The sequence below is a fragment of the Blautia sp. NSJ-140 genome, from assembly GCF_022868965.1.
In the GTDB taxonomy this organism is placed as follows: domain Bacteria; phylum Bacillota; class Clostridia; order Lachnospirales; family Lachnospiraceae; genus Blautia_A.
In genome coordinates this window covers 1-21,059 of record NZ_JALIFS010000003.1, presented here as the reverse complement: position 1 = coordinate 21,059, position 21,059 = coordinate 1, and the positions used below count along the sequence as shown (strand labels likewise).

General features: G+C 44.2%; 21 protein-coding genes and 1 rRNA gene. 2 read left to right on the top strand and 20 right to left on the bottom strand.

Annotation, left to right across the window (positions count from 1 at the left end):
- Positions 1–56: 56 nt before the first annotated feature.
- The 7 genes from acsB to MUB50_RS04355 all read right to left on the bottom strand — a co-directional run bounded on the left by acsB (position 57) and on the right by MUB50_RS04355 (position 7,521).
- Positions 57–2,186, bottom strand: a complete 2,130-nt coding sequence (gene acsB / locus MUB50_RS04385) for an acetyl-CoA decarbonylase/synthase complex subunit alpha/beta (protein WP_118514471.1) — start codon at positions 2,184–2,186, stop codon at positions 57–59.
- A gap of 17 nt (positions 2,187–2,203) precedes the next feature.
- Positions 2,204–2,977, bottom strand: a complete 774-nt coding sequence (locus MUB50_RS04380) for an ATP-binding protein (RefSeq protein WP_118514473.1) — start codon at positions 2,975–2,977, stop codon at positions 2,204–2,206.
- Between the two features lie 44 nt (positions 2,978–3,021).
- Positions 3,022–4,914 (bottom strand): anaerobic carbon-monoxide dehydrogenase catalytic subunit, encoded by a 1,893-nt coding sequence (gene cooS, locus MUB50_RS04375; protein WP_118514475.1) that lies wholly within the window; start codon positions 4,912–4,914, stop codon positions 3,022–3,024.
- Positions 4,915–5,031: 117 nt separating this feature from the next.
- The gene (locus MUB50_RS04370) at positions 5,032–5,802 is read right to left on the bottom strand and encodes an ATP-binding protein (RefSeq protein ID WP_118514477.1); all 771 of its coding nucleotides are present in this window, start codon (positions 5,800–5,802) and stop codon (positions 5,032–5,034) included.
- 112 nt (positions 5,803–5,914) lie between these two features.
- On the bottom strand, positions 5,915–6,847 hold the full coding sequence (locus MUB50_RS04365; RefSeq protein WP_118514479.1) for a methylenetetrahydrofolate reductase: 933 nt from the start codon (positions 6,845–6,847) through the stop codon (positions 5,915–5,917).
- A 34-nt stretch (positions 6,848–6,881) separates the two neighbouring features.
- The gene (locus tag MUB50_RS04360; RefSeq protein WP_118514481.1) at positions 6,882–7,064 is read right to left on the bottom strand and encodes a CooT family nickel-binding protein; all 183 of its coding nucleotides are present in this window, start codon (positions 7,062–7,064) and stop codon (positions 6,882–6,884) included.
- Positions 7,065–7,128: 64 nt separating this feature from the next.
- The gene (locus MUB50_RS04355) at positions 7,129–7,521 is read right to left on the bottom strand and encodes a cobalt transporter (RefSeq protein WP_118514483.1); all 393 of its coding nucleotides are present in this window, start codon (positions 7,519–7,521) and stop codon (positions 7,129–7,131) included.
- Between the two features lie 346 nt (positions 7,522–7,867).
- Here MUB50_RS04355 and MUB50_RS04350 point away from each other — a divergent pair, with 346 nt between their 5' ends.
- Positions 7,868–8,695: an aldo/keto reductase gene (locus MUB50_RS04350; protein WP_173753590.1), complete on the top strand. Its 828-nt coding sequence runs from the start codon at positions 7,868–7,870 to the stop codon at positions 8,693–8,695.
- Between the two features lie 148 nt (positions 8,696–8,843).
- Here the strand turns inward: MUB50_RS04350 and MUB50_RS04345 are convergent, their stop codons facing one another.
- Genes MUB50_RS04345 through MUB50_RS04330 form a run of 4 tightly spaced genes read right to left on the bottom strand, consistent with a single transcriptional unit; the run spans position 8,844 to position 13,198 of the window.
- Positions 8,844–9,860 carry an NAD(P)H-dependent glycerol-3-phosphate dehydrogenase gene (locus tag MUB50_RS04345; RefSeq protein WP_118514485.1) on the bottom strand — a complete coding sequence of 339 codons (1,017 nt, stop codon included), beginning with the start codon at positions 9,858–9,860 and terminating at the stop codon, positions 8,844–8,846.
- Between the two features lie 12 nt (positions 9,861–9,872).
- Entirely contained in the window at positions 9,873–10,520 is a 648-nt protein-coding gene (plsY, locus tag MUB50_RS04340) for a glycerol-3-phosphate 1-O-acyltransferase PlsY (RefSeq protein ID WP_118624902.1), read from the bottom strand.
- 4 nt (positions 10,521–10,524) lie between these two features.
- Positions 10,525–11,850 (bottom strand): ribosome biogenesis GTPase Der, encoded by a 1,326-nt coding sequence (der, locus tag MUB50_RS04335; protein ID WP_015525309.1) that lies wholly within the window; start codon positions 11,848–11,850, stop codon positions 10,525–10,527.
- Complete coding sequence (locus tag MUB50_RS04330) at positions 11,813–13,198, bottom strand: DUF512 domain-containing protein (RefSeq protein WP_244790329.1); 1,386 nt, start codon at positions 13,196–13,198, stop codon at positions 11,813–11,815. The genes der and MUB50_RS04330 overlap by 38 nt, the downstream gene beginning before the upstream one ends.
- Before the next feature lie 144 nt (positions 13,199–13,342).
- Between MUB50_RS04330 and MUB50_RS04325 the strand changes: the two genes are divergently transcribed.
- Complete coding sequence (locus MUB50_RS04325; protein ID WP_059085936.1) at positions 13,343–14,515, top strand: ribose-phosphate pyrophosphokinase; 1,173 nt, start codon at positions 13,343–13,345, stop codon at positions 14,513–14,515.
- Here MUB50_RS04325 and pgeF read toward each other — a convergent pair.
- The 9 genes from pgeF to MUB50_RS04280 all read right to left on the bottom strand — a co-directional run.
- On the bottom strand, positions 14,502–15,347 hold the full coding sequence (pgeF, locus tag MUB50_RS04320) for a peptidoglycan editing factor PgeF (RefSeq protein ID WP_244790327.1): 846 nt from the start codon (positions 15,345–15,347) through the stop codon (positions 14,502–14,504). The genes MUB50_RS04325 and pgeF overlap by 14 nt on opposite strands.
- Positions 15,348–15,365: 18 nt before the next feature.
- The gene (locus MUB50_RS04315) at positions 15,366–15,725 is read right to left on the bottom strand and encodes a YraN family protein (RefSeq protein WP_118369136.1); all 360 of its coding nucleotides are present in this window, start codon (positions 15,723–15,725) and stop codon (positions 15,366–15,368) included.
- Positions 15,726–15,770: 45 nt separating this feature from the next.
- Entirely contained in the window at positions 15,771–16,526 is a 756-nt protein-coding gene (locus tag MUB50_RS04310; RefSeq protein ID WP_244790325.1) for a ribonuclease HII, read from the bottom strand.
- Positions 16,526–17,383 carry a ribosome biogenesis GTPase YlqF gene (gene ylqF, locus MUB50_RS04305; protein WP_227573916.1) on the bottom strand — a complete coding sequence of 286 codons (858 nt, stop codon included), beginning with the start codon at positions 17,381–17,383 and terminating at the stop codon, positions 16,526–16,528. Before ylqF ends, MUB50_RS04310 begins: the two co-directional genes overlap by 1 nt.
- Positions 17,384–17,425: 42 nt before the next feature.
- A complete protein-coding gene (gene lepB / locus MUB50_RS04300) occupies positions 17,426–18,034 on the bottom strand; it encodes a signal peptidase I (protein ID WP_118369132.1) in 609 nt (202 codons plus the stop codon).
- Between the two features lie 96 nt (positions 18,035–18,130).
- Positions 18,131–18,478: a 50S ribosomal protein L19 gene (gene rplS, locus MUB50_RS04295; RefSeq protein ID WP_015525316.1), complete on the bottom strand. Its 348-nt coding sequence runs from the start codon at positions 18,476–18,478 to the stop codon at positions 18,131–18,133.
- Between the two features lie 138 nt (positions 18,479–18,616).
- Positions 18,617–19,492: a methionyl aminopeptidase gene (locus MUB50_RS04290; RefSeq protein WP_244790323.1), complete on the bottom strand. Its 876-nt coding sequence runs from the start codon at positions 19,490–19,492 to the stop codon at positions 18,617–18,619.
- Positions 19,493–19,817: 325 nt separating this feature from the next.
- Positions 19,818–20,516 (bottom strand): energy-coupled thiamine transporter ThiT, encoded by a 699-nt coding sequence (locus tag MUB50_RS04285; protein ID WP_227573914.1) that lies wholly within the window; start codon positions 20,514–20,516, stop codon positions 19,818–19,820.
- Between the two features lie 322 nt (positions 20,517–20,838).
- A 23S ribosomal RNA gene (locus MUB50_RS04280) occupies positions 20,839–21,059 on the bottom strand; the annotation flags it as partial.

Here is a 21,059-nt window from a genome sequence, read left to right as displayed (position 1 = left end):
ACTTTTTAACAGTTTACAGGAGAAAGGATGTCCGCACATCCTTTCTCCCTGACAAATTACATCATCGGATCAAGTCCGAGAGCCGGATGTCCTTTTTCTGTAAGGAATGCAACCAGTGTCTCTGGGTCTTCTGCAATCGTCTCATCACCGATCATGTCTGTAAAGTTATCGATTCCGTAAAGCTCTTTTGCAGTCTTATTAAGTCTGTCAGCTACGAATTCTTTCAGTTCTTTCGGCATCCATACGATACGCTCGATACCGCCCTCAGCCTTCATGAACTTCTTGGAGGAAATGAAATGTTTACCATGTCCCATGAATCCAGGTGTCTGAACTCCACCACCTGTCATGGATGCCATCTCAGGGAATGTCATTCCAAGTGGTGTCATGCCTGCATACTCACGGTTGGCAATAACAACACCGTTGGAGAATGGCTCGATACCGCAGATACACTCGAAGCATCCGCAGGAAGTCATCGGATCCTGCATGATGGAGTACAGTGTAACGTGCTCCAGAGCACCCTGGGAGAATTTCTGAACTGCCTCATCAACGTCCTCATAAGCACCAAGGTTCTCATCGATTGGACGCTCTTTTGTGATGATCTGGCAAGGACCAGCCGGGTCAAGCTGATGTGTAGCTTTTGCATCCAGCCATGAAACCGCACCACAAAGTCCAAGTCTCTCCGGTGTTACTACACATACATGGCTTGGCGCAAATGCCTGGCAAAGGATACAGCTGTAATATACATCAACAGATTCATCTGTCAGAGTATCAAGACGCTCATCACGTTTGTCAAAGATCGGGATTGCAACCTCATGACGGATTCTTGTACACTCAGCAGGATCTGTATAGATAACAACCTCACATTTATCAACAACTGCATCGAACTCATTTTTAACAGATGCATAAAGAACTTCACCGATATGTTTGATTCTGAATCCTGCATTAAATGCGTCAATGCTGATACGGATACGCTGCATATCACGCTGTCCTGTATGGTATACACCCTCGATACAGTTGATGTAGTTGTGGAATTTACGCTCGATAACCGGCTCAAAGTCAGCCTGCATGTTTTTACCTGCAACTTTAACAACATACGCAATACTGTTCTTGCTGCCGAATTCCATCTCATCTACTTCCGGTCCGATTACTGTGATCTTGTGATCCTCGATCTCAGATGCATCGCAGGTATGTACAAGCTCTGCACAGTCTACACGGGAACCATCGAACTCAACCTGCATGTCTTTACGACGGATGATCTCACCCTCGAATGCAGATGCGAAAGCAACCGGAATATCGATATTTGTGATCTTGATCTTAATGTCACGTGCCTCAAGGGAAGTAGCGTTGAATTTGCTTACGTCCTCCTGAACGATAAGGCTCTTCGGTACGCGGAAGATATTCTCTGTCTCATTTGTAACAACCGGGAAGCCAAGTGCGATAGCACCTGCGCCGCATGCTACGATCACATCATCCAGAGGTTTGAATGCGTTAACGAATGCCGGTACACGATCCATTGTGTATTTCATAAGTGTTCCTGCATCTCCAGGTGTTACATTACCGAAGATCAGAGCTGCACGGATTGCAACAGAAACTACATGAACAACAGATGTAACATCTTTTCCAAGAGGAATAACACGTACGTTAGCGCCTGTCTTCATTCCAGCTTCAGCAACCTGGTCGATAATTCCTCCAACCAGTGTTACAAGGATACCCTGTGCCTGATAGCTCTTTACAAGGGCAACACCCTCTTCTGTAGTAGGAGCAGAACCAAGGATAACTGCAACGCCTGGGATATCGCCTGTTACAAGCGGTACACCGAGCTCACGGATCACTGCATCTCCAAGATGTCCATAACATGGCTCTTCATAAGGAGTTGCTCCATCGATATATTTCAGAACTTCGATAAACTCTGCACAGAGTGCTGTGGCAACACCGGACATGAACGCATCGTTCAGTCTCTTCTCTCTTGTCATAAGTGTTTTAACAACGCCAAGAGCTTCTTTTAATTCTTTTAATGTTGTAACTTTTGTTCCTGTTACAGCATAGTAGCAAGGAAGGCTGTAAGCGGTATTCGGGAAGCTGACAGCTTTGTCTTCGCCATACTGAGCGATCGCGCCGTCGATAGCACCCTCTGTTAAACCATATACAGCATCGTTTCCGCCGAATACTCTATCAAATAAAGTCACTGTAATACCTCCTATTTTTACAGAATTGAATTCTGATCAATTTTGTCTTTGATTTTTCTGATTTCAGCTGTTACAGTTTCACTGAAATCGTAGGGAGATTTTCCCTGACGATCAGCATCTATAACTTCTGTATTGTAGTGGATCATTCCAAGCAGATCCTCCGCCGGGATCTTATTCCGAATAAATTCCTCATCCTCCGGATTTCTTACCTTATTGGCCACGACCTTAACCTGAGAAACTCCCAGATCCTTTGCAAGACGTTTAACATTCTTATAGGTCTGTACACTTCTTGCCCCTGGTTCGATCACTACAATAAATTCATCCATGCTCTCCGTGGTGCCCCGGCCCAGATGTTCCAGGCCGGCTTCCATATCCATGATCACCACATCATCTCTGTGGATCACAAGGTTATTGATCACTCTTTTAAGCATCACATGTTCAGGACAGACGCATCCGCCTCCACCTGTTTCCACAGTCCCAAGGACAAGCAGCTTTACGCCATTACAGGTTTTTCCATAAGTATCCGGAATATCGTCTACCTTTGGGTTCAGCTTATAAAACTGATTCTGGCTGTTGGCTCCGGTACGTTCTTCTATAAGCTTACGCATTTTTGAGATCGGAACAATAGAATCCAAGGTTTCCTCGTCAAATCCAAGGGCAAGACCCAGGTTCGCATCCGGATCCACATCCGCCGCAAGGACTTTTTTACCCTCATCTGCGTACAATCTTGCAAGTGTTGCTGCGAAAGTTGTCTTTCCTACTCCGCCTTTACCGGTTACTGCTATTTTCATTTTACGTCTTCCACCTTTTATAACATTTTAAAGATCGCAACGGATTAGATTCCTAATGCTGTTCTCTTCTCTTCAATTCTCTCGATCATAAGATCAACTAATTTCTCGATGTCTGTCTCTACTGTATAAGCAGCACCTGTCCATTTTCTTGTTCCCTCTGTAAGAAGTTCACACATTTCTGAAGAACCGGAAACATATGGATCAACACCAAGGAATGTATCAATACCGGTACCAACTACATAGTTACCGATGGATACAGCTTTTTCAGACATCCACTCAGGAGCACATCCTACTACCGGAAGCTGATTGATCTGAAGTCCTGAATCTTTTGCAAGTTCAGCAGCCAGAATCATCATACGGGAGATATCTACACAGGATCCCATATGAAGTACCGGCGGGATGTCAGCCAGCTCACAGACACGTTTCAGACCTGCACCACAGAGATCTCTTGCAGATTTGTCCATCAGACCAGCTTTTGCAGCTGCCTGTGCTGAACATCCGGAAGCAATGATAATGATATCATTTGCGATACACTTCTTCATCAGTTCGATATGTGCATAGTCAGGACGGATCTTAGGATTGTTACATCCAACCATAGCGACAGCACCACGGATAACACCGGAAGTGATGCACTCAAGTAATGGTTTGGTTGTTCCTGTTACGTCAACCTGAGAGTTTGTAACACCATCAAGAACTTTAACGATTGCTTCTACTGAGTAACCAACAGTAGCTTTCTGTTTCATCTGTGGGATATGTACAAGCTCAGGTTTTCTGTTCTTGAAGTTATCGATAGCCATCTTAACGATTGCTTTTGCATTTTCTCCTGCTGTCTCAGCGTTGAATCTGATAAATTCAGAATCCGGCATCTGAGCGATCGGAGAAGTTGTAACAAATTTGGTATGGAAGCATTTGCTCAGAGGTCCTAATGCAGGGAAGATACACTGAACGTCAACTACGATTGCCTCGCAGGCACCTGTCAGTACCACGTTCTCCTGCTGCAGGAAGTTACCAGCCATCGGAACACCACGACGCATAGCTACCTCATTAGAAGTACAGCATACACCGGAAACGGTGATTCCTTTTGCTCCTACAGATTTTGCATAATCGATCATTTCTTTGCTGTCTGCATACTCACAGATCATCTCAGAAAGACTCGGATCATGTCCGTGTACAACAATGTTTACGTTCTCTTCAACCATTACTCCAAGGTTAGCCTCTGTGTCAAGCGGCTTCGGGGTTCCGAATAATACATCAGAGAACTCTGTTCCCATCATGGAACCGCCCCATCCATCAGCCAGTCCACAGCGAATAGACTGTTTTACAAGTGCTTCCGGAAGAGAAGAACATCCCATATGACTCATATGCAGGGAACTTGCAACCTCACGGTCGATAGCACGTGGTGCGATTTCGTTCTCGATCAGTTTTTCTTTCTGTCCTGCAGGCATTCTGTCAAGGAATCTCTGATATCCGAACGGTTTACCATATTCCATAAGACCGATCTCTGCCATCTCATGAGCCAGATCATAGATATCCTTGCCTTCTGTTTCTACGCCCCACTCTTTAGCAATGCGAAGAAGTTTCTCAGGATCTTTTACCTGATAATTTCCGCCCTCTTTTGCACAGTACAGTGTATGACAGATCTCACGACCATGATCGGAGTGAGTAGCTGCACCACCAGCTGTAAATTTAAGGAAGTTTCTTCCTACGATACCATGAGCATCACATCCGCAGACTCCTCTTGGAGCCTTCGGTGTAATACGGCACGGTCCCATTGCACAGATACGGCAGCAGATACCCTGCTCACCGAATTTACAGTGCGGAGTCTGGTTCTTTGCACGGATCTGCCATGCATCTGCTCCTACCTTTGCACCTGTCTCGAGAAGACGGGCTGTAGCGGCTTCAAATTCCTCCACTGTAGTTAATTTGAATTCACTCATTATAGACCTCCTTTAATAGCACATCTATTTATTTTTTCTTTTTTATAATAAGCCCCGGGCAGGAACCCATCCCCACCCATGGGTTATTCTCTTTTTTAAAAAAAGGTTTATATTTAATTATAAACCTAATTTATCAAAAATTTCAAAAGCTGCTTTTCTCATCGGATTATCTTCAGGAAGAGTAACGGTTGGTTTCCCGTCGCAGTCATATTCATAAACTGTCTCATCCTGTGGTACTACACCGATCAGATCGAGTCCCTGTTTCTGGATCTCCTCAAGGATTCCCGGATTCAGTTCTGCTTTTGGTGCGCGGTTGATAATAAGGCCCACTCTGGAAGGTTTCATATCACATTCCTTAATAAGCTCTGCAATCCTGCCAACTGCCTGTACGCCTCTTCTGGAACAGTCACTTACAAGAATTGCTGTCTCCATGCTCGGAAGGATTCCTCTGCTGATATGTTCCATTCCTGCTTCATTATCCACAACAATATATGGATAATTCTTCTGGTATTTGGCAAGCTGTGCCTGAAGCAGGCCATTCACAAAGCAATAGCATCCTTTTCCCTGGGTTCTTCCCATCACAAGAAGATCGTAATCATCTTCCTCAGCAAGAGCATCCTCGAAACGTACCTCTGCATAATCTGCCTTGGACATTCCTTTTGGAATCGGGCTTTTCTCTGTCATCTCGGCATGTGCGATCTCCTCACGGACATCGCCAAGAGTCGTATCTACTTCTACGCCAAGAACCTCGTTCAGATTTGAATTGGCATCTGCATCTACCGCCAGTACAGGTCCTTTTTTCTTTTCGCAGAGATACTGGATCAGCATTCCGCATAATGTAGTTTTTCCAACGCCGCCTTTTCCGGCGACTGCAATAACATGTGCCATAAAACGGGCACCTCCTGATTTAATATCTGTTATGCCGGCGCATAAGGGAGGTGCCTGATACTGTTCTGACACCTCCGCATCGTGCCGGAATTCTTATTTATTTCGTTAATGATTAGATAAGTGTACGAAGTCCGGATCTGTCAATGATCTCGGATACATCTTTCCATTTGTTTAATGCATAAAGATGGATACCGTCAACACCAAGAGCGCGATACTCATCGATCTGTCTGATGGTGTATTCGATTCCTTCTTCTTTGAATCGTTTAACCTTGTCCTCATAGAACATGTCAAATGGTTTACCATCAGCATCTTTAGCGTTAAACGGATTCGGGAACAGCCAGTTCCTGGAGATCAGCCTGCAAAGCTCACTGTCCATTACACAGCCGTTACGTGAAAGGGCCATATTAATGGTAGCTGCCTGATCCAAAATCGGCATTACGCCAACATCTACAGGCATTGTCACTCCAGCCTCGCGGATAGCGTCCAACCAGTATTTAAACTGTTCCATATCCCAGCAGAGCTGAGTCATGATATAATCAGCACCATTGTCCTGTTTCTGTCTCAAAACAGCAATGTCAGCATCCAAGCTTCTGCATGCGATATGGCCTTCCGGTGAACCGGCTACTGCAATCTCAAACTTATCGCCAAATTCATCACGGACAAATTTAACAAGGTCTGTCGCATAATTGAAGTCTCCGCAGGTCGTTGTCTCACCAAGCGGAATATCTCCGCGAAGTGCCAACATATGGTCAACGCCATCTGACAGATACCGTTCCAACTGCTGTCTGATTCCTTCTTTTGTGTTCTTGATCACTGTGAAGTGTGTTACAGGAATAGTTCCTGCATTCCTGATCATCTGGCATACTTCCCTGTTGGCTCCGACATTTCCGCCGCCGGCACCGTATGTACAGGAAATATACTCCGGTCTATACTTCATGAGATGTTCAATGGTTCCCGGCAGATTTGCCATGCCTTTTTCTGTCTTTGGCGGAAAAAGTTCAAAGGAAAGCAACATTTTTTCTCTCATTGCTTCAGATAATTTCATCGATCGTCCCTCCACATCTTACGTCTTGATCATATCAGTTACACTGCAGTTTCACGATGCTGTTTGCAAGATCCACCATAAGGATACTGCCTTCTACCTCACGCTCATCTCCCATGATATCACGAAGGATCAATTTATTTCCGTCTACATCGATCCGGCTTACATTCTTAAAAATTACAGAATTATCTTCTTCCTTATATACTGTTGCAAGACACATAATCATTCCTCCAAATAAGTGGCGTCATTTAACCACTATGCTGTCAAAACTATTCTGTCAGTTTTTATTTCAACTCTTCCTTAACAAGTGTAAGGGCAAGTCCAAGCCTCATATTACCTTTCTGAAAATCTGCTACTGCCTCTTTGATCGTCTTAGCAGCTGCATCCATGTTAAGCTTCTTAAGATTGTCAGCCATCTGATCAAGTTCTGCAGCATGATGCTCGTTATGCTGCAGCATATAGGTAAGAAGTGCTACAGTCTCATTCTTGCAGTCACCATTCTCACAGGAACCGCAGTGCCCATCACCGTGTGTATGACAATGGCTGTCTCCTTCCGCATGGCTGTGTGTATGGCTGTGAGTCACACCATCCTCATGGGTGTGCTCATGTGTATGTTCATGGCTATCTGCATGTCCATGCTGAACAAGATTGCCATTCTCATCTTTGATTAAATGCATAAATACCCCTTTCCTGTATCCGCCGTACGGACACTCTCATGACAAGAATTTATCAATTAAATTCATTATACATCTTTTCACTGTTATTATCAAGAAAATAATTATAAAAAATAGCCAAAATTATATGCTGTTTTTCCTATTTTTCCAAAAACTTTGACAGTAAATTAACTCGATTGTTTCATTTTTAACGAAGTTAGTTTCTTCAAACCATTACTCTTTACCCAATCTGCTTTCCTGGCCAAGTCTAAGCTTTATCACTTTTGTAATATAATTGATGTGATTCTTTCATATTTTTGTGCTATAATAGCAAAAGCATGGAAAGCAGAACATACAAGGAGGAATTATTTTGAAAAAAACTGTTTTTCTGAACAACGACAGAGAAATGCCTCTTCTGGGGCTTGGCGTATACAAGTTGCCCGATGACGTACAGGCCGAAGCAGCCGTCACATCTGCTATTTCCGCCGGCTACCGCATGATCGATACCGCTTCTGTTTATAAAAATGAAGAAAGCGTTGGACGTGCCATTGCCAAATGCGGAGTTCCCAGAAAGGATCTTTTCATCACCAGCAAGATCTGGAACAATGCGCAGCGTCTCGGCGATGTCCAGGGAGCATTTTCCCGTAGCCTCGACCGTCTGAAAGTCAGTTATGTAGATCTCTATCTGATACACTGGCCGGTTCCCGGCTGCTATTTAAGCACCTGGAAAGAGCTGGAATCCATTCTTGACTCCGGACGTGCTTTAAGTATCGGCGTCAGTAATTTTGATATCCGGCATCTGGAAGAGCTTCGTAAGATATCCGGGATTATTCCTGCTGTAAACCAGATCGAGTGCCATCCTTTGTGTTACCCTACTGAACTGATCGAATACTGCAAGGCTTTCGGTATTCAGGTACAGGCTTATGCTCCTCTGGCAAGAGGTGCATATTTTGATAATGATGTAATGTGTGTTCTGGGGACCAAATATGCCCGGACACCTGCTCAGATCGGACTTCGCTGGGCAATACAGAAGGGAATTTCTGTCATTCCGAAATCCATCAACCCGGAACGAATCCGTAGCAATGGAAACATCTTTGACTTCAATATCGAGGATGAAGATATGGCGATCATCGATACACTGAACGAAGATCTGCATACTTCTCATGTTCCGGAAGATCTCCGTGATATTCAGTTTTAATTTCCATAATAATGCAAAAAGATATCTGCCAGATTATAAGTGATCTCCTGGCAGATATCTTTTTTTCTTTTCACCTGATATGGTAATCCTATAATTCTGCGCTTAGTATTTCACATGTCTGAAACTGATAAATACTTGACTGATCCGCTCACGCATTTTCCCACGGAAGCATGGGCGTTTCCACTTTTTTATCACGCAGCATCAGGTCCATTACTGCTTCCGCTGCTGATTTTCCTTCAAACAGTACGCGGTTCACTTCCGTTATGATAGGCATCTCCACCTCATATTTCTCTGCAAGCTCTCTTGCAGCTCTTGCAGAATAAACGCCTTCCACAACCATCTGCACTTCTTTCATAGCTTCTTCCATCGTATATCCCTGGCCGATCAGGTATCCGGCCTTTCGATTACGGCTATGCTTACTTGCACAGGTCACGATCAGGTCTCCGATCCCGGACAGGCCGTAAAAGGTCTCCATCTGCGCACCCATTTTTTTGCCAAGTCTTCCTATCTCCGTGATTCCCCTGGTAATCAGTGCTGCCTTGGTATTATCTCCATATCCAAGGCCGTCGGCAGTACCTGCTGCCAGTGCGATCACATTTTTCAATGCTCCGCCAAGCTCTACCCCAAGAATATCCGGTGTTGTATACACACGGAACACAGGGCTCATAAAAATGCTCTGAAGGTATTCCGCAGTTTCCTGTGAATGTGCGCTGATCACACAGGTTGTAGGAAGTCCGCGTCCTACTTCTTCCGCATGGCTTGGACCGGAAAGTACGGCTACATTACCCTGCGGGATTTCTTCTTCGATCACCTCACTGAGTGTTTTCAGTGTCTTTTCCTCAATGCCTTTTGCAACATTGACAATCTTCTGATCCTTGCAGACAAACGGTGCCATCTTGTGTGCAGTACTCCGGATATACGGGGAAGCTACTGCCAGAACTGTTACATCCACGTCCTTAAGTGCACGCTCCATATCCGTCAGGACATCGATTTCATCCGGAAGCCGTACCCCCGGAAGCCTGTCAGGATTTTCTCTTTTTTCCCGGAGTTTCCGGGCATTCTCCGGTCTTGCTGACCAGAGAAGGACTTCATGGCCATTATTATGCAACAGGAGTGCCAGGGCTAATCCCCAGCTTCCCGAACCCAGTACGCTGATTTTTGCCATAAATCTTACCTCTTATTTTTTATTCTTACTGCTTAAAAACACCTTATTCTCTGTTCCATGAAACAGTCTTACAATGTTTGCCCTGTGTCTGTAGAACGCCATTGCTGTAAGAACTGCCATCACAATATAAAGCTCAACGGTATGCGGCTGATCCATCCCATATTTTCCCATATGCCCAAAAGCAAGGACCAGGATAAAAGCCACCGCATATGCACTGAGAGAGCAAAGCGATACATAATGTGTTGTAAAGAACAGCGCAAAAAAGACAACTGCACATACAATAAATATCCGCCAGTCAAAAGCAATGATCATGCCCACAGAAGCAGCAATTCCCTTTCCGCCACGAAATTCCATAGAAATCGGAAAATTGTGTCCAAGGATACATCCTAATGCCGCATAAAGGATAAGAAGCGGAAGGATACCATTCATGGAATTTCCATAAACCATTCTCACGATCGCAATAGCCAGTACACACTTCAGGCAGTCTCCCAGCAGGGTGATCGCTCCCGCCTTCTTTCCAAAGGTCCGGAAGGCATTCGTAGTACCAGCATTCCCGCTGCCATGCTTTCTGATATCTGTCTTGTGGATTTTTCCAATAATATAGCCTGTCTGAAAAAGCCCGCATGCATAACCGATAACAAGACAAATAATACGTTCCATACTTTTATTCCTTTTCCCCGCGCTCGCGGATAATAAATTTCAGAGAAGTTCCAGAAAATCCAAAAGCATCTCTGATCTTGTTCTCCAGATATCTTACATAGGAAAAATGCATCAGTTCCTTGTCATTGACAAAGATAACAAATGTCGGCGGTTTTACCGCAACCTGTGTCATATAGAAGATCTTCAGTCTTCTTCCTCTGTCAGACGGCGGCTGCTGAAGAGCGACTGCCTCAGAAAGGATCTCATTAAGAACACCTGTCTGGATACGGAGTGTCTGATTTTCGATAACTGTATCGATATTCTCGAAAAGCTTCGGAAGTCTCTGACCTGTTTTTGCAGAGATAAAGATGATCTGCGCGTATGGCATAAAGGAAAGGATCTGACGGATCTTTTCCGTATGCTTGTAGATGGTCTTGTCATTTTTCTCAATGGCATCCCATTTATTTACCGCTACGATAATACCCTTTCCTCTGTCATGAGCGATTCCTGCGATCTTAGCATCCTGCTCGGTAACACCCTCGGAGGCATCGATCACAACTACAACCACATCTGCGCGCTCTACAGCCGTCACAGTACGGATAACACTGTAGCGCTCGATCTCTTCTTTTACCTTACCCTTGCGTCGAAGTCCTGCGGTATCGATAAAAATATAATCTTTTTTGTTCCAGGTAACCTTTGTGTCAATAGCATCACGAGTGGTTCCTGCGATATTGGATACGATCACACGCTCCTCTCCAAGAAGCTTATTGATCAGCGAAGATTTTCCCACGTTCGGCTTTCCTACAATGGCGATCTTTGGAATATCATCCTGATCTTCCTCTTCACTCTTATCCGGGAACTCTTTGATCACCTCATCCAGCATGTCTCCAAGGCCTTGTCTGTTAGCTGCGGAAATCGGGATCGGTTCTCCGATTCCAAGATTGTAAAACTCATATACATCCATCATATATTTCTGGTGGCTGTCTACCTTGTTAACTACAAGACGTACCGGCTTGCCGCTGCGGCGGAGCATGTCTGCCACCTTGGCATCGGAATCCACAAGGCCCTGACGGACGTCTGTGATAAAAATGATCACGTCTGCCGTATCAATGGCGATCTGTGCCTGCTCTCTCATTCTGGAGAGGATGATATCGCTGCTGTCCGGCTCAATTCCACCTGTATCGATCAGGGTAAATGTCCTGTCAAGCCATGTGACATCTGCGTAAATCCTGTCACGGGTTACTCCCGGTGTATCCTTTACTATGGAAATATTGTCACCTGCCAGAGCGTTAAACAGAGTGGATTTGCCTACATTAGGCCTTCCCACTATTGCTACTACTGGTTTGCTCATAAATCTGTCTCCTTCTTGTTTGTTTATGTTCCGGAGGGTAGATCACGGCTTCCACCAGATCATGTCCTCCTGTGTCTACGATTACAATTTCTGTGTTCAGTGCTTCCGAAAGTTCTTCCAGTGTCATGTCATCCAGAAAAATCTCCTCATCACCTTTCAGCATGCTGCATGGGATCAGAAGCTTCTCTCCAAGATCAAGACCGGAAAGCTGCTCTTTCAGATCCTGCCCGGTGATCAGACCGGACACTGTGATCTTTTCACCGAAAAAACGATTCTCGATGGTTGTGACCGAAATCTGCACATTGGGATATTTCTTCTGGATTTCTTTTATATAGCGTGCGATAAAAGGCGCCGCCAGTTTTCCTGTGGCGATCCTGCCTGTCACCTTACGGTCGTCACCGGAAAGCCCCTCCAGCGTTTCTTTTACTTCTGTTTCCAGAAGCCTGAGCATTCCCACACCATTCTCAAGCTGCAGATATCCATCATATTCATCCTCACAGGGAAGCTCCCTGTCTGCCAGAATATACCATTCGTCTGAAGCATGGATAAAATGGATCCCATATTTCTCCATCATGATCTTCTGCCAGCGTTCGATCTGCCCCAGGACTTTTTCAGCATCTTCCTTATTAAAAGGTTCCAGAGGATAAAGACCTTTTCTGTATTTGGTAAGTCCTACCGGTACAACAGAAACGCTCTGAAGGATCGGCGCATAAGCAGAAAGCTTTTCAAGGCTGTATTCCAGCTCGTCTCCGTCATTGACACCCTTACACAGTACGATCTGTCCATTCATGGTGATTCCTGCATTGTACAGCATATCCACCTTATCCAGAGCCTTTCCTGCAAAACGGTTATGCAGCATTTTACACCTGAGTTCCGGATTCATTGCCTGGAACGAAATATTGATCGGTTCCAGATGATAGCGGATCACACGCTCAATATCCTTCTCACTCATATTGGTAAGCGTAACATAATTTCCTTGAAGAAAGGAAAGCCTGGAATCATCATCCTTAAAATACAGCGTCTCACGCATACCCGGCGGCATCTGGTCAATAAAACAGAACATACACTTATTTGAACAGGAGCGATAGTCATCCATCAGTCCTCCGTTCTCAAATTCTATTCCAAGGTCTTCCTCATATTCCTTCTCTACCTCCAGCTCCCACTCCTCGCCATCAGGCTTCTCTACCAAAAGCACCACGAGCTCTTCATTCATGAGATACCGGTAATCGAAGACATCTTCCACAGGCTGTCCGTTCACAGACACAAGTCTGTCTCCCGGCTCCAGCCCCAGCTCCTCGGCAATACTGTCGGGCAGCACCCTGGAAATCATATGCTTTCTTAATTTCATCATTATCTCCCTTTTCTATCCCGTATATAATAACAACTTTGCTCTTAAAAATCAACACTTTGAGAAAACACCTTGACTGACACGTGGGTCTGATGTTATAAATAGACTGAGAATTTTTAATGACATACACTTAGGAGGAATATTATGCCAAACATAGAATTGCTGGAAAAGTCTATGCCTGTTGCCCCGATCCGAATCGCCGCACTTGCCGGATGCCGCGAACTGGCCGAGGAGGTTGACAAAAAGCTGGTTAAATTCCGTAAAGAACTTGTAGCCGCCAAGAAATCCACCATCATCCCACAGGGATATGCAGAAAAATCTTTCCTTGTAGACTGCGAATGCCCACGTTTCGGGACCGGTGAAGGTAAAGGTTACATCAAGGAATCTGTCCGCGGAACAGACCTTTATATCATGGTAGATGTGACCAATTACAGTCTTACTTACAGCGTATGCGGTCATGAAAACCACATGTCTCCGGATGATCATTACCAGGATCTGAAGAGAATCATCTCCGCAGCCACCGGTAAAGCACACCGTATCAACGTTATCATGCCATTCCTTTACGAGGGACGTCAGCACAGACGCACCAAGAGGGAATCTCTTGACTGTGCACTTGCACTTCGCGAGTTAAGTGCCATGGGCGTTTCCAACATCATTACTTTTGACGCTCATGACCCACGTGTACAGAACTCTATTCCGCTGAAGGGCTTTGATAACTTTTTCCCCACATACCAGTTCCTGAAGGCTCTGGTCAAAAATGTCCCTGATTTCAAGCTTGACAATGATCATCTCATGATCATCAGCCCGGATGAAGGTGCTATGTCCCGTGCTGTATACTTCTCCAATATCCTTGGAGTCGATATGGGTATGTTCTACAAACGCCGTGATTACTCCACCGTTGTCAACGGAAAGAACCCGATCGTTGCTCACGAATTCCTCGGAGATTCCGTAGAGGGCAAAGACGTTGTCATCATCGACGATATGATCTCTTCCGGAGAAAGTATGCTGGATGTTGCCCGTCAGCTCAAAGAGCGTAAAGCCGGACGTGTATTCGTCTGCACAACCTACGGTCTGTTTACAGATGGCGTAGCCAAATTTGATGAATATTACGAAAAAGGCTGGCTGGACAGAGTCATCACAACCAACCTTAACTATCGTATTCCTGAGCTTCTTGACCGTCCATACTATATCGAAGCAAATATGAGCAAATATCTTGCAAGTATCATCGATATCATCAATCATGATGTATCTGTCGAGAAGGTTCGTTCCAGCAACGAAAAGATCATGAATCTCATGAAAAAAGTCAACGAACAGTAATAAATGCTCCCAGGTTTCCACGTTTCCCGTGAGAAGCCCTGTGTGAGTAAAGAAAGAGCGGATTACAGCAGGTGCAGATGCCCGGCATTGAGATCCGCTCTTCTTTTATGCCTGCATCCAGAAAGATCCTCCTGTTCGCCTCCCACAGATTCAGCTGATATTTCCCATCTGGTTTTCTGTAAAAAAGCGCATCCCAGTATTTTTCTTCAAACGCCTCTCTAAACTGATCGATCACATCTTCACTGACTTCATAGCAATCCTGACAGATAGAAGGACCAATGGCTGCATAAAGCTCTGAAGGATCTGTCTGAAATTCCTCAGTCATCTTTTCCACCGTCGCTTTACCAATCTTTCCTACAGTACCTCTCCAGCCGGAATGAGAAAGTCCCACAGCTTTATGTACCGGATCTATAAAGAAAAGTGGTACACAGTCCGCATAAAACGTTGCCAGCACCAGTCCCGGCACATTGGTGATCATTCCGTCCACATCTGCATAAGGCCTTGGTTTTGTGATTCCATTTCCTCTGTCTTCTTCCGTGACCACACGTACATTGGTGGTATGTGTCTGATCAGAAGTTACGATATCTTCCATGGAAAATCCCATAGCATCAGAAAGTCTGCGATAATTTTCCCTCACCGCAGCCTCATCATCCCCTCTTGTGAAGCTTAAGTTCATAGATTCGTAAATCCCCTGGCTTACTCCTCCCAGGCGGGTACTGAAGCCATGTACGATCCCGGGAAATTTCTCAAAAGCAGGATATGTAAGCCAGGTAACCTCATTCTTCTGATTTACATTCATTAGCTGTTTATCTTTATACCATTTTATTTTCATCTTATGTGACCAGTCCTTTCAACTGCAAAAATCAAAAGCATTTTTTATCCAGTGGATGTTCTCTCCATCAATTCCTACTACGTCAAAACGGCAGGGAGGCAGCTCCCGGTATCCATGGGCAATCAGATAAAACATTGCCACTTTGCTGATGATCCGCTGTTTTTCTCTCCCTACCGCTGAAAAAGGACTTCCACTCTTTCCGTTCTTTCTGTATTTCACTTCAATAAACACCAGATATCTTCCATCCTGCGCAACAAGATCGATCTCCCCACTTCGGCAGCGAAAATTTCTTTCCTTGATCTGCAGCCCCTTTTCTGCCAGGAACGCTGCAGCAATTCCTTCATAATAGCTGCCCTTCTGTCTTCTATTTTCCTTCAGATAAACAAAACCTTTCTGTTTTTGATGTCGGTATCTTAAGTATTTTTATACAAAATGTGTGATAAATGTTTTTCTGTGTATCGGACTTGGTCCATATTTCTTCAGTGCTTCAATATGCGCTGCAGAACCATATCCCTTATTGGAGGCAAATCCGTATTCCGGAAGAACCTTATCATATTCTTCCATCATCCGGTCTCTGGTCACTTTGGCAACAATACTTGCTGCCGCAATGGATACACTTTTTGCATCACCTTTGATGATAGGTACCTGCGGAATCTGGATTTCCGGTATGGTAACCGCATCGTTCAAAAGCAGCTGTGGCTGTACAGAGAGCCTGCTCACTGCCTGACGCATTGCCTCATAGGTTGCCTGCAGGATATTGATCTCATCAATCCTCTCCGGACTTGCCATTCCGATTCCAACAGAAACTGCTCCCTCCAGAATCACATCGTACAATTCGTCTCTCTTCTTAGCTGTAAGCTTTTTAGAATCATTCAGCCATAAAATATTGCAGTCTTTCGGAAGGATCACCGCACAGGCGACAACCGGTCCGGCAAGAGGGCCTCTTCCTACCTCATCGATCCCACAAAGATATCCAAGATGCTCATATTCATGTTCATATTTCTTCATGCTCTCTGTACGTACACGCTCATCCTCCAAAGCCTGAAGCTTTTTGTGATACTGCTGGATCAGTTTCTGTACACCGCTTCTCTCATCATTTTCATAATGACGAAAAAGGGCGTTATATTCGCCCTCCTTCGCTGACGCAAAACGCGCCTTGATATCTTTCATTGTTTCCATTACACTTCCTCCGGTCCTTTTGGAAACTCCAGAGTCACTTTTCCCAGTTTTCCGGAACGAAATTCTTCCAGCAAAAGGCGGGATGCTTTCTCATAGTCAAGCTCTTCGCCCTTTTTCAGACATCCTCTTGCTTTTGCAACTGCAGTAAGGATATCCAGCGGTTTCAGCTCTTCTTCTACATTGTATCTCTCTCTGATCGCTGCCGGATAAAACTCCTGCAGATATCCGATCAGACCCAGGGCAAGTTCTTCAATATTCAGAATATCGTCCTTGATCGAACCGATATAGGCAAGACGCATTCCAACTTCCTGATCTTCAAATTTCGGCCAGAGAATTCCTGGGGTATCCAGAAGCTCCACACTTTTATTCAGACGTATCCACTGTTTTCCTTTTGTAACTCCTGGTTTATTACCGGTCTTGGCACAGGCTTTTCCTGCAAAGGTATTGATAAATGTTGATTTTCCAACATTAGGGATTCCTGCAACCATCGCACGTACCGGACGGTTTTTGATTCCTCGTCTTCGGTCTCTCTCTGTCTTTTCCTTACATGCCTCTGTGATCGCCGCAGAAACGGCCTTCATAGATCCCTTATTGCGGGAATCAATACTTACCGCATAGATTCCTTTTTCTTTGAAGTATTCCATCCAGGCACGGTTCTGTCTCTCATCGGCAAGATCTGCTTTGTTGAGAAGGATCATACGTGCCTTGTTTTTTCCCAGCTCATCAATATCCGGATTTCGGCTGGAAAGAGGAACTCTTGCATCTACAAGCTCAATGATCAGATCGATCAGCTTGATATCTTCCTGCATCTGACGCTTCGCCTTCGTCATATGGCCTGGATACCACTGTACGTTCATAATTCACCTCATTTATCTGTACTTTAATCTGTTTACTTTGATCTATTTTATAAAACCTATTTTATTTTTCGGAGAAACTGTAAACCAAACTTTCCCGATAATGTACTTCTTACTGATATTTCCGATATCGCTGAAGCGGCTGTCTTCACTGTTATTGCGATTATCACCAAGGACAAAATATTCCCCGCTTTCCAGAGTTATAGCACTATTCGCAAGTCCTCCATCTGTCATATCCTGATAAGCTCCGTTTTCTTCATAAACCTTGCCGTTGATATAGATCTTCCCGTCTTTAATCTGAACAGTCTCCCCAGGAAGGCCGATCACACGTCGGATATGCAGGGCTGCCGAATCACTGGCGCTTGTTTTAAAAACGATCACATCTCCACGTTTTGGTGAACTGATCTTATATAAAGCCCTGTTTACAAAAAACTTTTCACTTACAGAATACGTGGGTTCCATGGCACTTTCCTGCAATGTCACAGTCTGAAATGCAGAGATTGCAACCAGCACAGCAAAAACCAGGGTCACAATAATTTCAAATACCCACTTCACGATTCCTCTTGTCCTGTCATCACGAAGCTTCTCCCTTGCTTCGGAAACAGCTCTGTTTTCCTTCAGATTTTCAATATTTATCTTCTTATTTAATCCCATATTCTATCCCCTGTATGTGCTTTTACACGCATACGCACTGATGTAAAAAGAGGGACAATAGCAAATGTTATTGTCCCTGCCTCTTTACTTATGAAATTATTTTACAAGCTCTTTAACCTTAGCTGCTTTACCTACACGATCTCTCAGGTAGTTCAGTTTCGCACGGCGTACTTTACCATGACGGATAACCTCAACCTTAACTACATGTGGGGAATGAAGCGGCCATGTTTTCTCAACACCAACACCATTGGAGCTCTTTCTTACTGTGAAAGTCTCTCTTGTGCTTCCGCCCTGTCTCTTAAGTACTGTACCCTCGAAGATCTGAACACGCTCACGTGTTCCCTCTTTGATCAGTGCATGTACTCTTACTGTGTCTCCTACGCGGAACTGCGGTACTTCAGCTTTCAGCTGAGCGGACTCAATGTTCTTAATAATTTCGTTCATTTCTTTCTCTCCTTAATTATACTGGATGTTCTTAATACACATATGGTAACAGAGGACCATCTTTTATCACAACATCTGTGATTATACACTAGATAACTTCTCATTGCAAGGACTTTTTTTCCAGATTTTCGAGGGCTTTTACCAGCAAAGGACCTCATGTCCTGTTTCTGTGACAAGGACCATGATCTCCCACTGTGCCGATGGCAGTCCATCCTCTGTCCGCACTGTCCAGTCATCGATCTCATCTGTATAGATTTCATCAGATCCCATATTGACCATCGGTTCAATAGTAAAGATCATTCCTGGTACCATGAGTACACCTGAACCTTCCTTAGATGTGTAGCTTACCCATGGATCTTCATGAAACTCAAGACCTACACCATGTCCGCCAATTTCTCTCACAACTGTATAGCCGTTTTCCACTGCATGTTTGTGTACGGCACTTCCCATATTTCCGATCGGTGTCCATGGTTTTACCTGTTCAAGGCCAAGCTCTACGCATTCTTTTGTCACACGGACAAGCTTCTCCTTCTCCGGACTTACCTGCCCAATACAGAACATACGGGAGGAATCAGAAAAATATCCCTGATAAATGGTAGATACATCTACATTGACAATGTCACCTTCTTTTAAAACAATTTCTTCATCCGGGATTCCGTGGCATACTACCTCGTTGATAGATGTACATACACTTTTTGGAAAACCTTCATAATCAAGTGGTGCCGGAATTCCGCCATGACGTACTGTTTCTTCATGTACCCAGTCATCGATCTGCTGTGTCGTTACACCTGGTCTGATATGCTCTGCAACATAATCAAGAACTGCAACATTAATCTTGCAGCTCTCTTTGATCTTCTCGATCTGTGCAGGTGTCTTGATCAGATCATGGTCAAGAACTGCATACCCCTTCTTTTTCATGAGTTCCATTTTTTCATCAAATGCTTCATGACATTTTTTATATTTTTTTCCGCTTCCACACCAGCAGGGATCATTTCGTTCGATTTTCTTAGACATCTTTTTCTCCTCCTTTTCGCAACTGTATGGCTGCTTTTTCTTTTGTATTTTATATATTCAGATATGTTATATCTGTCTGTAATATTTTAACCGAATCAAGGAAGTCTCCTATGTGGTTGCGAGAAGCAATAAACTGTGGGCGGGGACTTGCATTCATCCGTTTGAATGGGAAATTATTCCGCCTGATTATCATAGCACAACTTTCTTTAGGTGAAAAGTATTCTTTGTGTTTTTGGTTTGTTTTATATAACTTTTTGCGATTTTTCAATAAAAAAAAGATCGTAATAGCTTGAACGATCTCTTTTTATTTATGTGTCTGTATTAATTATTTTTCGGTGGCTGCAGATTGTCGGTTTCCACCAGTTGCCATTATTCGCATTCGCCCAAGTGCACTGGATACTGCCGGAATAGAAATCACTACGATCGTCAGTACACCTTCCAGAAGAATATAACTGTAATTATAAATGATCGGATACAAAGCTGTCAGAGACTTCGGAAAATTATCCGGCATATAATCCATCCAGTAAAGATATCCGCCAAGTGCATGGAATGCCCCTCTTGCCAGAATTGCTATTATGTATGCTTTAAGAAGACCATGTTTTCTGGATTTTGTAAATAATCCTGAAAGTCCCATGGCTCCAAATGCCAGAATGTAATCACAGCATACCTGAAAAAATGAAAGGACATATGGCTCCTGGAGGAACTGAAAAATCCCATATACAAGGCCGGTAAGAATTCCTACCTTAATGCCATACCAGTAACCGATCAGAACAATAAACAGCATACTGAACAAGGTCACAGATCCGCCAAATGGCAGTTTAAATATCTTAATGTAGGAGGTTACATATGCAAGTGCCAATGCTACTGCACAGGTAACCAGCTGCTGTGTGGTAAATTTTAATACAGATGTGTTTTTCTGAAGTAATACTGCTATCAGAATTATCAAAATCAGGACTGCAATAACAGATACGACATATCCTGCCGTTGTTAGACCGCCTTCGGCAGTCACAAGAAAATTAAACATACTCTTTTCTTTCCTCCTTACGATGAAATTACCCCAATCAAGTTCAAAGATCGAAGCCTACACCTCCTCACAGTCTGGTCAGGCTCCTTTGGTCTTACCTATTGTAGCATATGGAAAAGGAGATGTAAATGGTGGGAGATGTATGATCATATACAACAAAATCAGGAGAAAAATCCATGTACTGATTTTTCTCCTGATTTCCTCTTTCCCTTTGTACCTTAAAAACTACATACATGCTTGTTGATGGTTAATCTTTTTGTTGAATCAATTCTAACCTGCGTACCGATTCACCAGCGGAGGTTATCCCCGCTTCCTCGGCTTATTGGTCAAGCCCTCACCCGATTAGTAACAGTCAGCTCCATGTGTTACCACACTTCCACCTCTGCCCTATCTACCTCGTCGTCTTCAAGGGGGTTTACTTCACTAAGAATGGGATATCTCATCTTGAGGGGGGCTTCACGCTTAGATGCCTTCAGCGTTTATCCCTTCCGGACTTGGCTACCCGGCCATGGCTTTGGCAAGCCAACCGGTCCACCAGCGGTC

Bases quoted from the DNA above. Each gene is read 5' to 3' on its own strand.
- MUB50_RS04380 (WP_118514473.1), bottom strand. From the start codon at position 2,977: ATGAAAATAGCAGTAACCGGTAAAGGCGGAGTAGGAAAGACAACTTTC.
- cooS (WP_118514475.1), bottom strand. From the start codon at position 4,914: ATGAGTGAATTCAAATTAACTACAGTGGAGGAATTTGAAGCCGCTACA.
- MUB50_RS04370 (WP_118514477.1), bottom strand. From the start codon at position 5,802: ATGGCACATGTTATTGCAGTCGCCGGAAAAGGCGGCGTTGGAAAAACT.
- MUB50_RS04365 (WP_118514479.1), bottom strand. From the start codon at position 6,847: ATGAAATTATCTGAAGCAATGAGAGAAAAAATGTTGCTTTCCTTTGAA.
- MUB50_RS04360 (WP_118514481.1), bottom strand. From the start codon at position 7,064: ATGTGTCTTGCAACAGTATATAAGGAAGAAGATAATTCTGTAATTTTT.
- MUB50_RS04355 (WP_118514483.1), bottom strand. From the start codon at position 7,521: ATGCATTTAATCAAAGATGAGAATGGCAATCTTGTTCAGCATGGACAT.
- MUB50_RS04345 (WP_118514485.1), bottom strand. From the start codon at position 9,860: ATGGCAAAAATCAGCGTACTGGGTTCGGGAAGCTGGGGATTAGCCCTG.
- plsY (WP_118624902.1), bottom strand. From the start codon at position 10,520: ATGGAACGTATTATTTGTCTTGTTATCGGTTATGCATGCGGGCTTTTT.
- der (WP_015525309.1), bottom strand. From the start codon at position 11,850: ATGAGCAAACCAGTAGTAGCAATAGTGGGAAGGCCTAATGTAGGCAAA.
- MUB50_RS04330 (WP_244790329.1), bottom strand. From the start codon at position 13,198: ATGAAATTAAGAAAGCATATGATTTCCAGGGTGCTGCCCGACAGTATT.
- MUB50_RS04325 (WP_059085936.1), top strand. From the start codon at position 13,343: ATGCCAAACATAGAATTGCTGGAAAAGTCTATGCCTGTTGCCCCGATC.
- pgeF (WP_244790327.1), bottom strand. From the start codon at position 15,347: ATGAAAATAAAATGGTATAAAGATAAACAGCTAATGAATGTAAATCAG.
- MUB50_RS04310 (WP_244790325.1), bottom strand. From the start codon at position 16,526: ATGGAAACAATGAAAGATATCAAGGCGCGTTTTGCGTCAGCGAAGGAG.
- ylqF (WP_227573916.1), bottom strand. From the start codon at position 17,383: ATGAACGTACAGTGGTATCCAGGCCATATGACGAAGGCGAAGCGTCAG.
- lepB (WP_118369132.1), bottom strand. From the start codon at position 18,034: ATGGGATTAAATAAGAAGATAAATATTGAAAATCTGAAGGAAAACAGA.
- rplS (WP_015525316.1), bottom strand. From the start codon at position 18,478: ATGAACGAAATTATTAAGAACATTGAGTCCGCTCAGCTGAAAGCTGAA.
- MUB50_RS04290 (WP_244790323.1), bottom strand. From the start codon at position 19,492: ATGTCTAAGAAAATCGAACGAAATGATCCCTGCTGGTGTGGAAGCGGA.
- MUB50_RS04285 (WP_227573914.1), bottom strand. From the start codon at position 20,516: ATGTTTAATTTTCTTGTGACTGCCGAAGGCGGTCTAACAACGGCAGGA.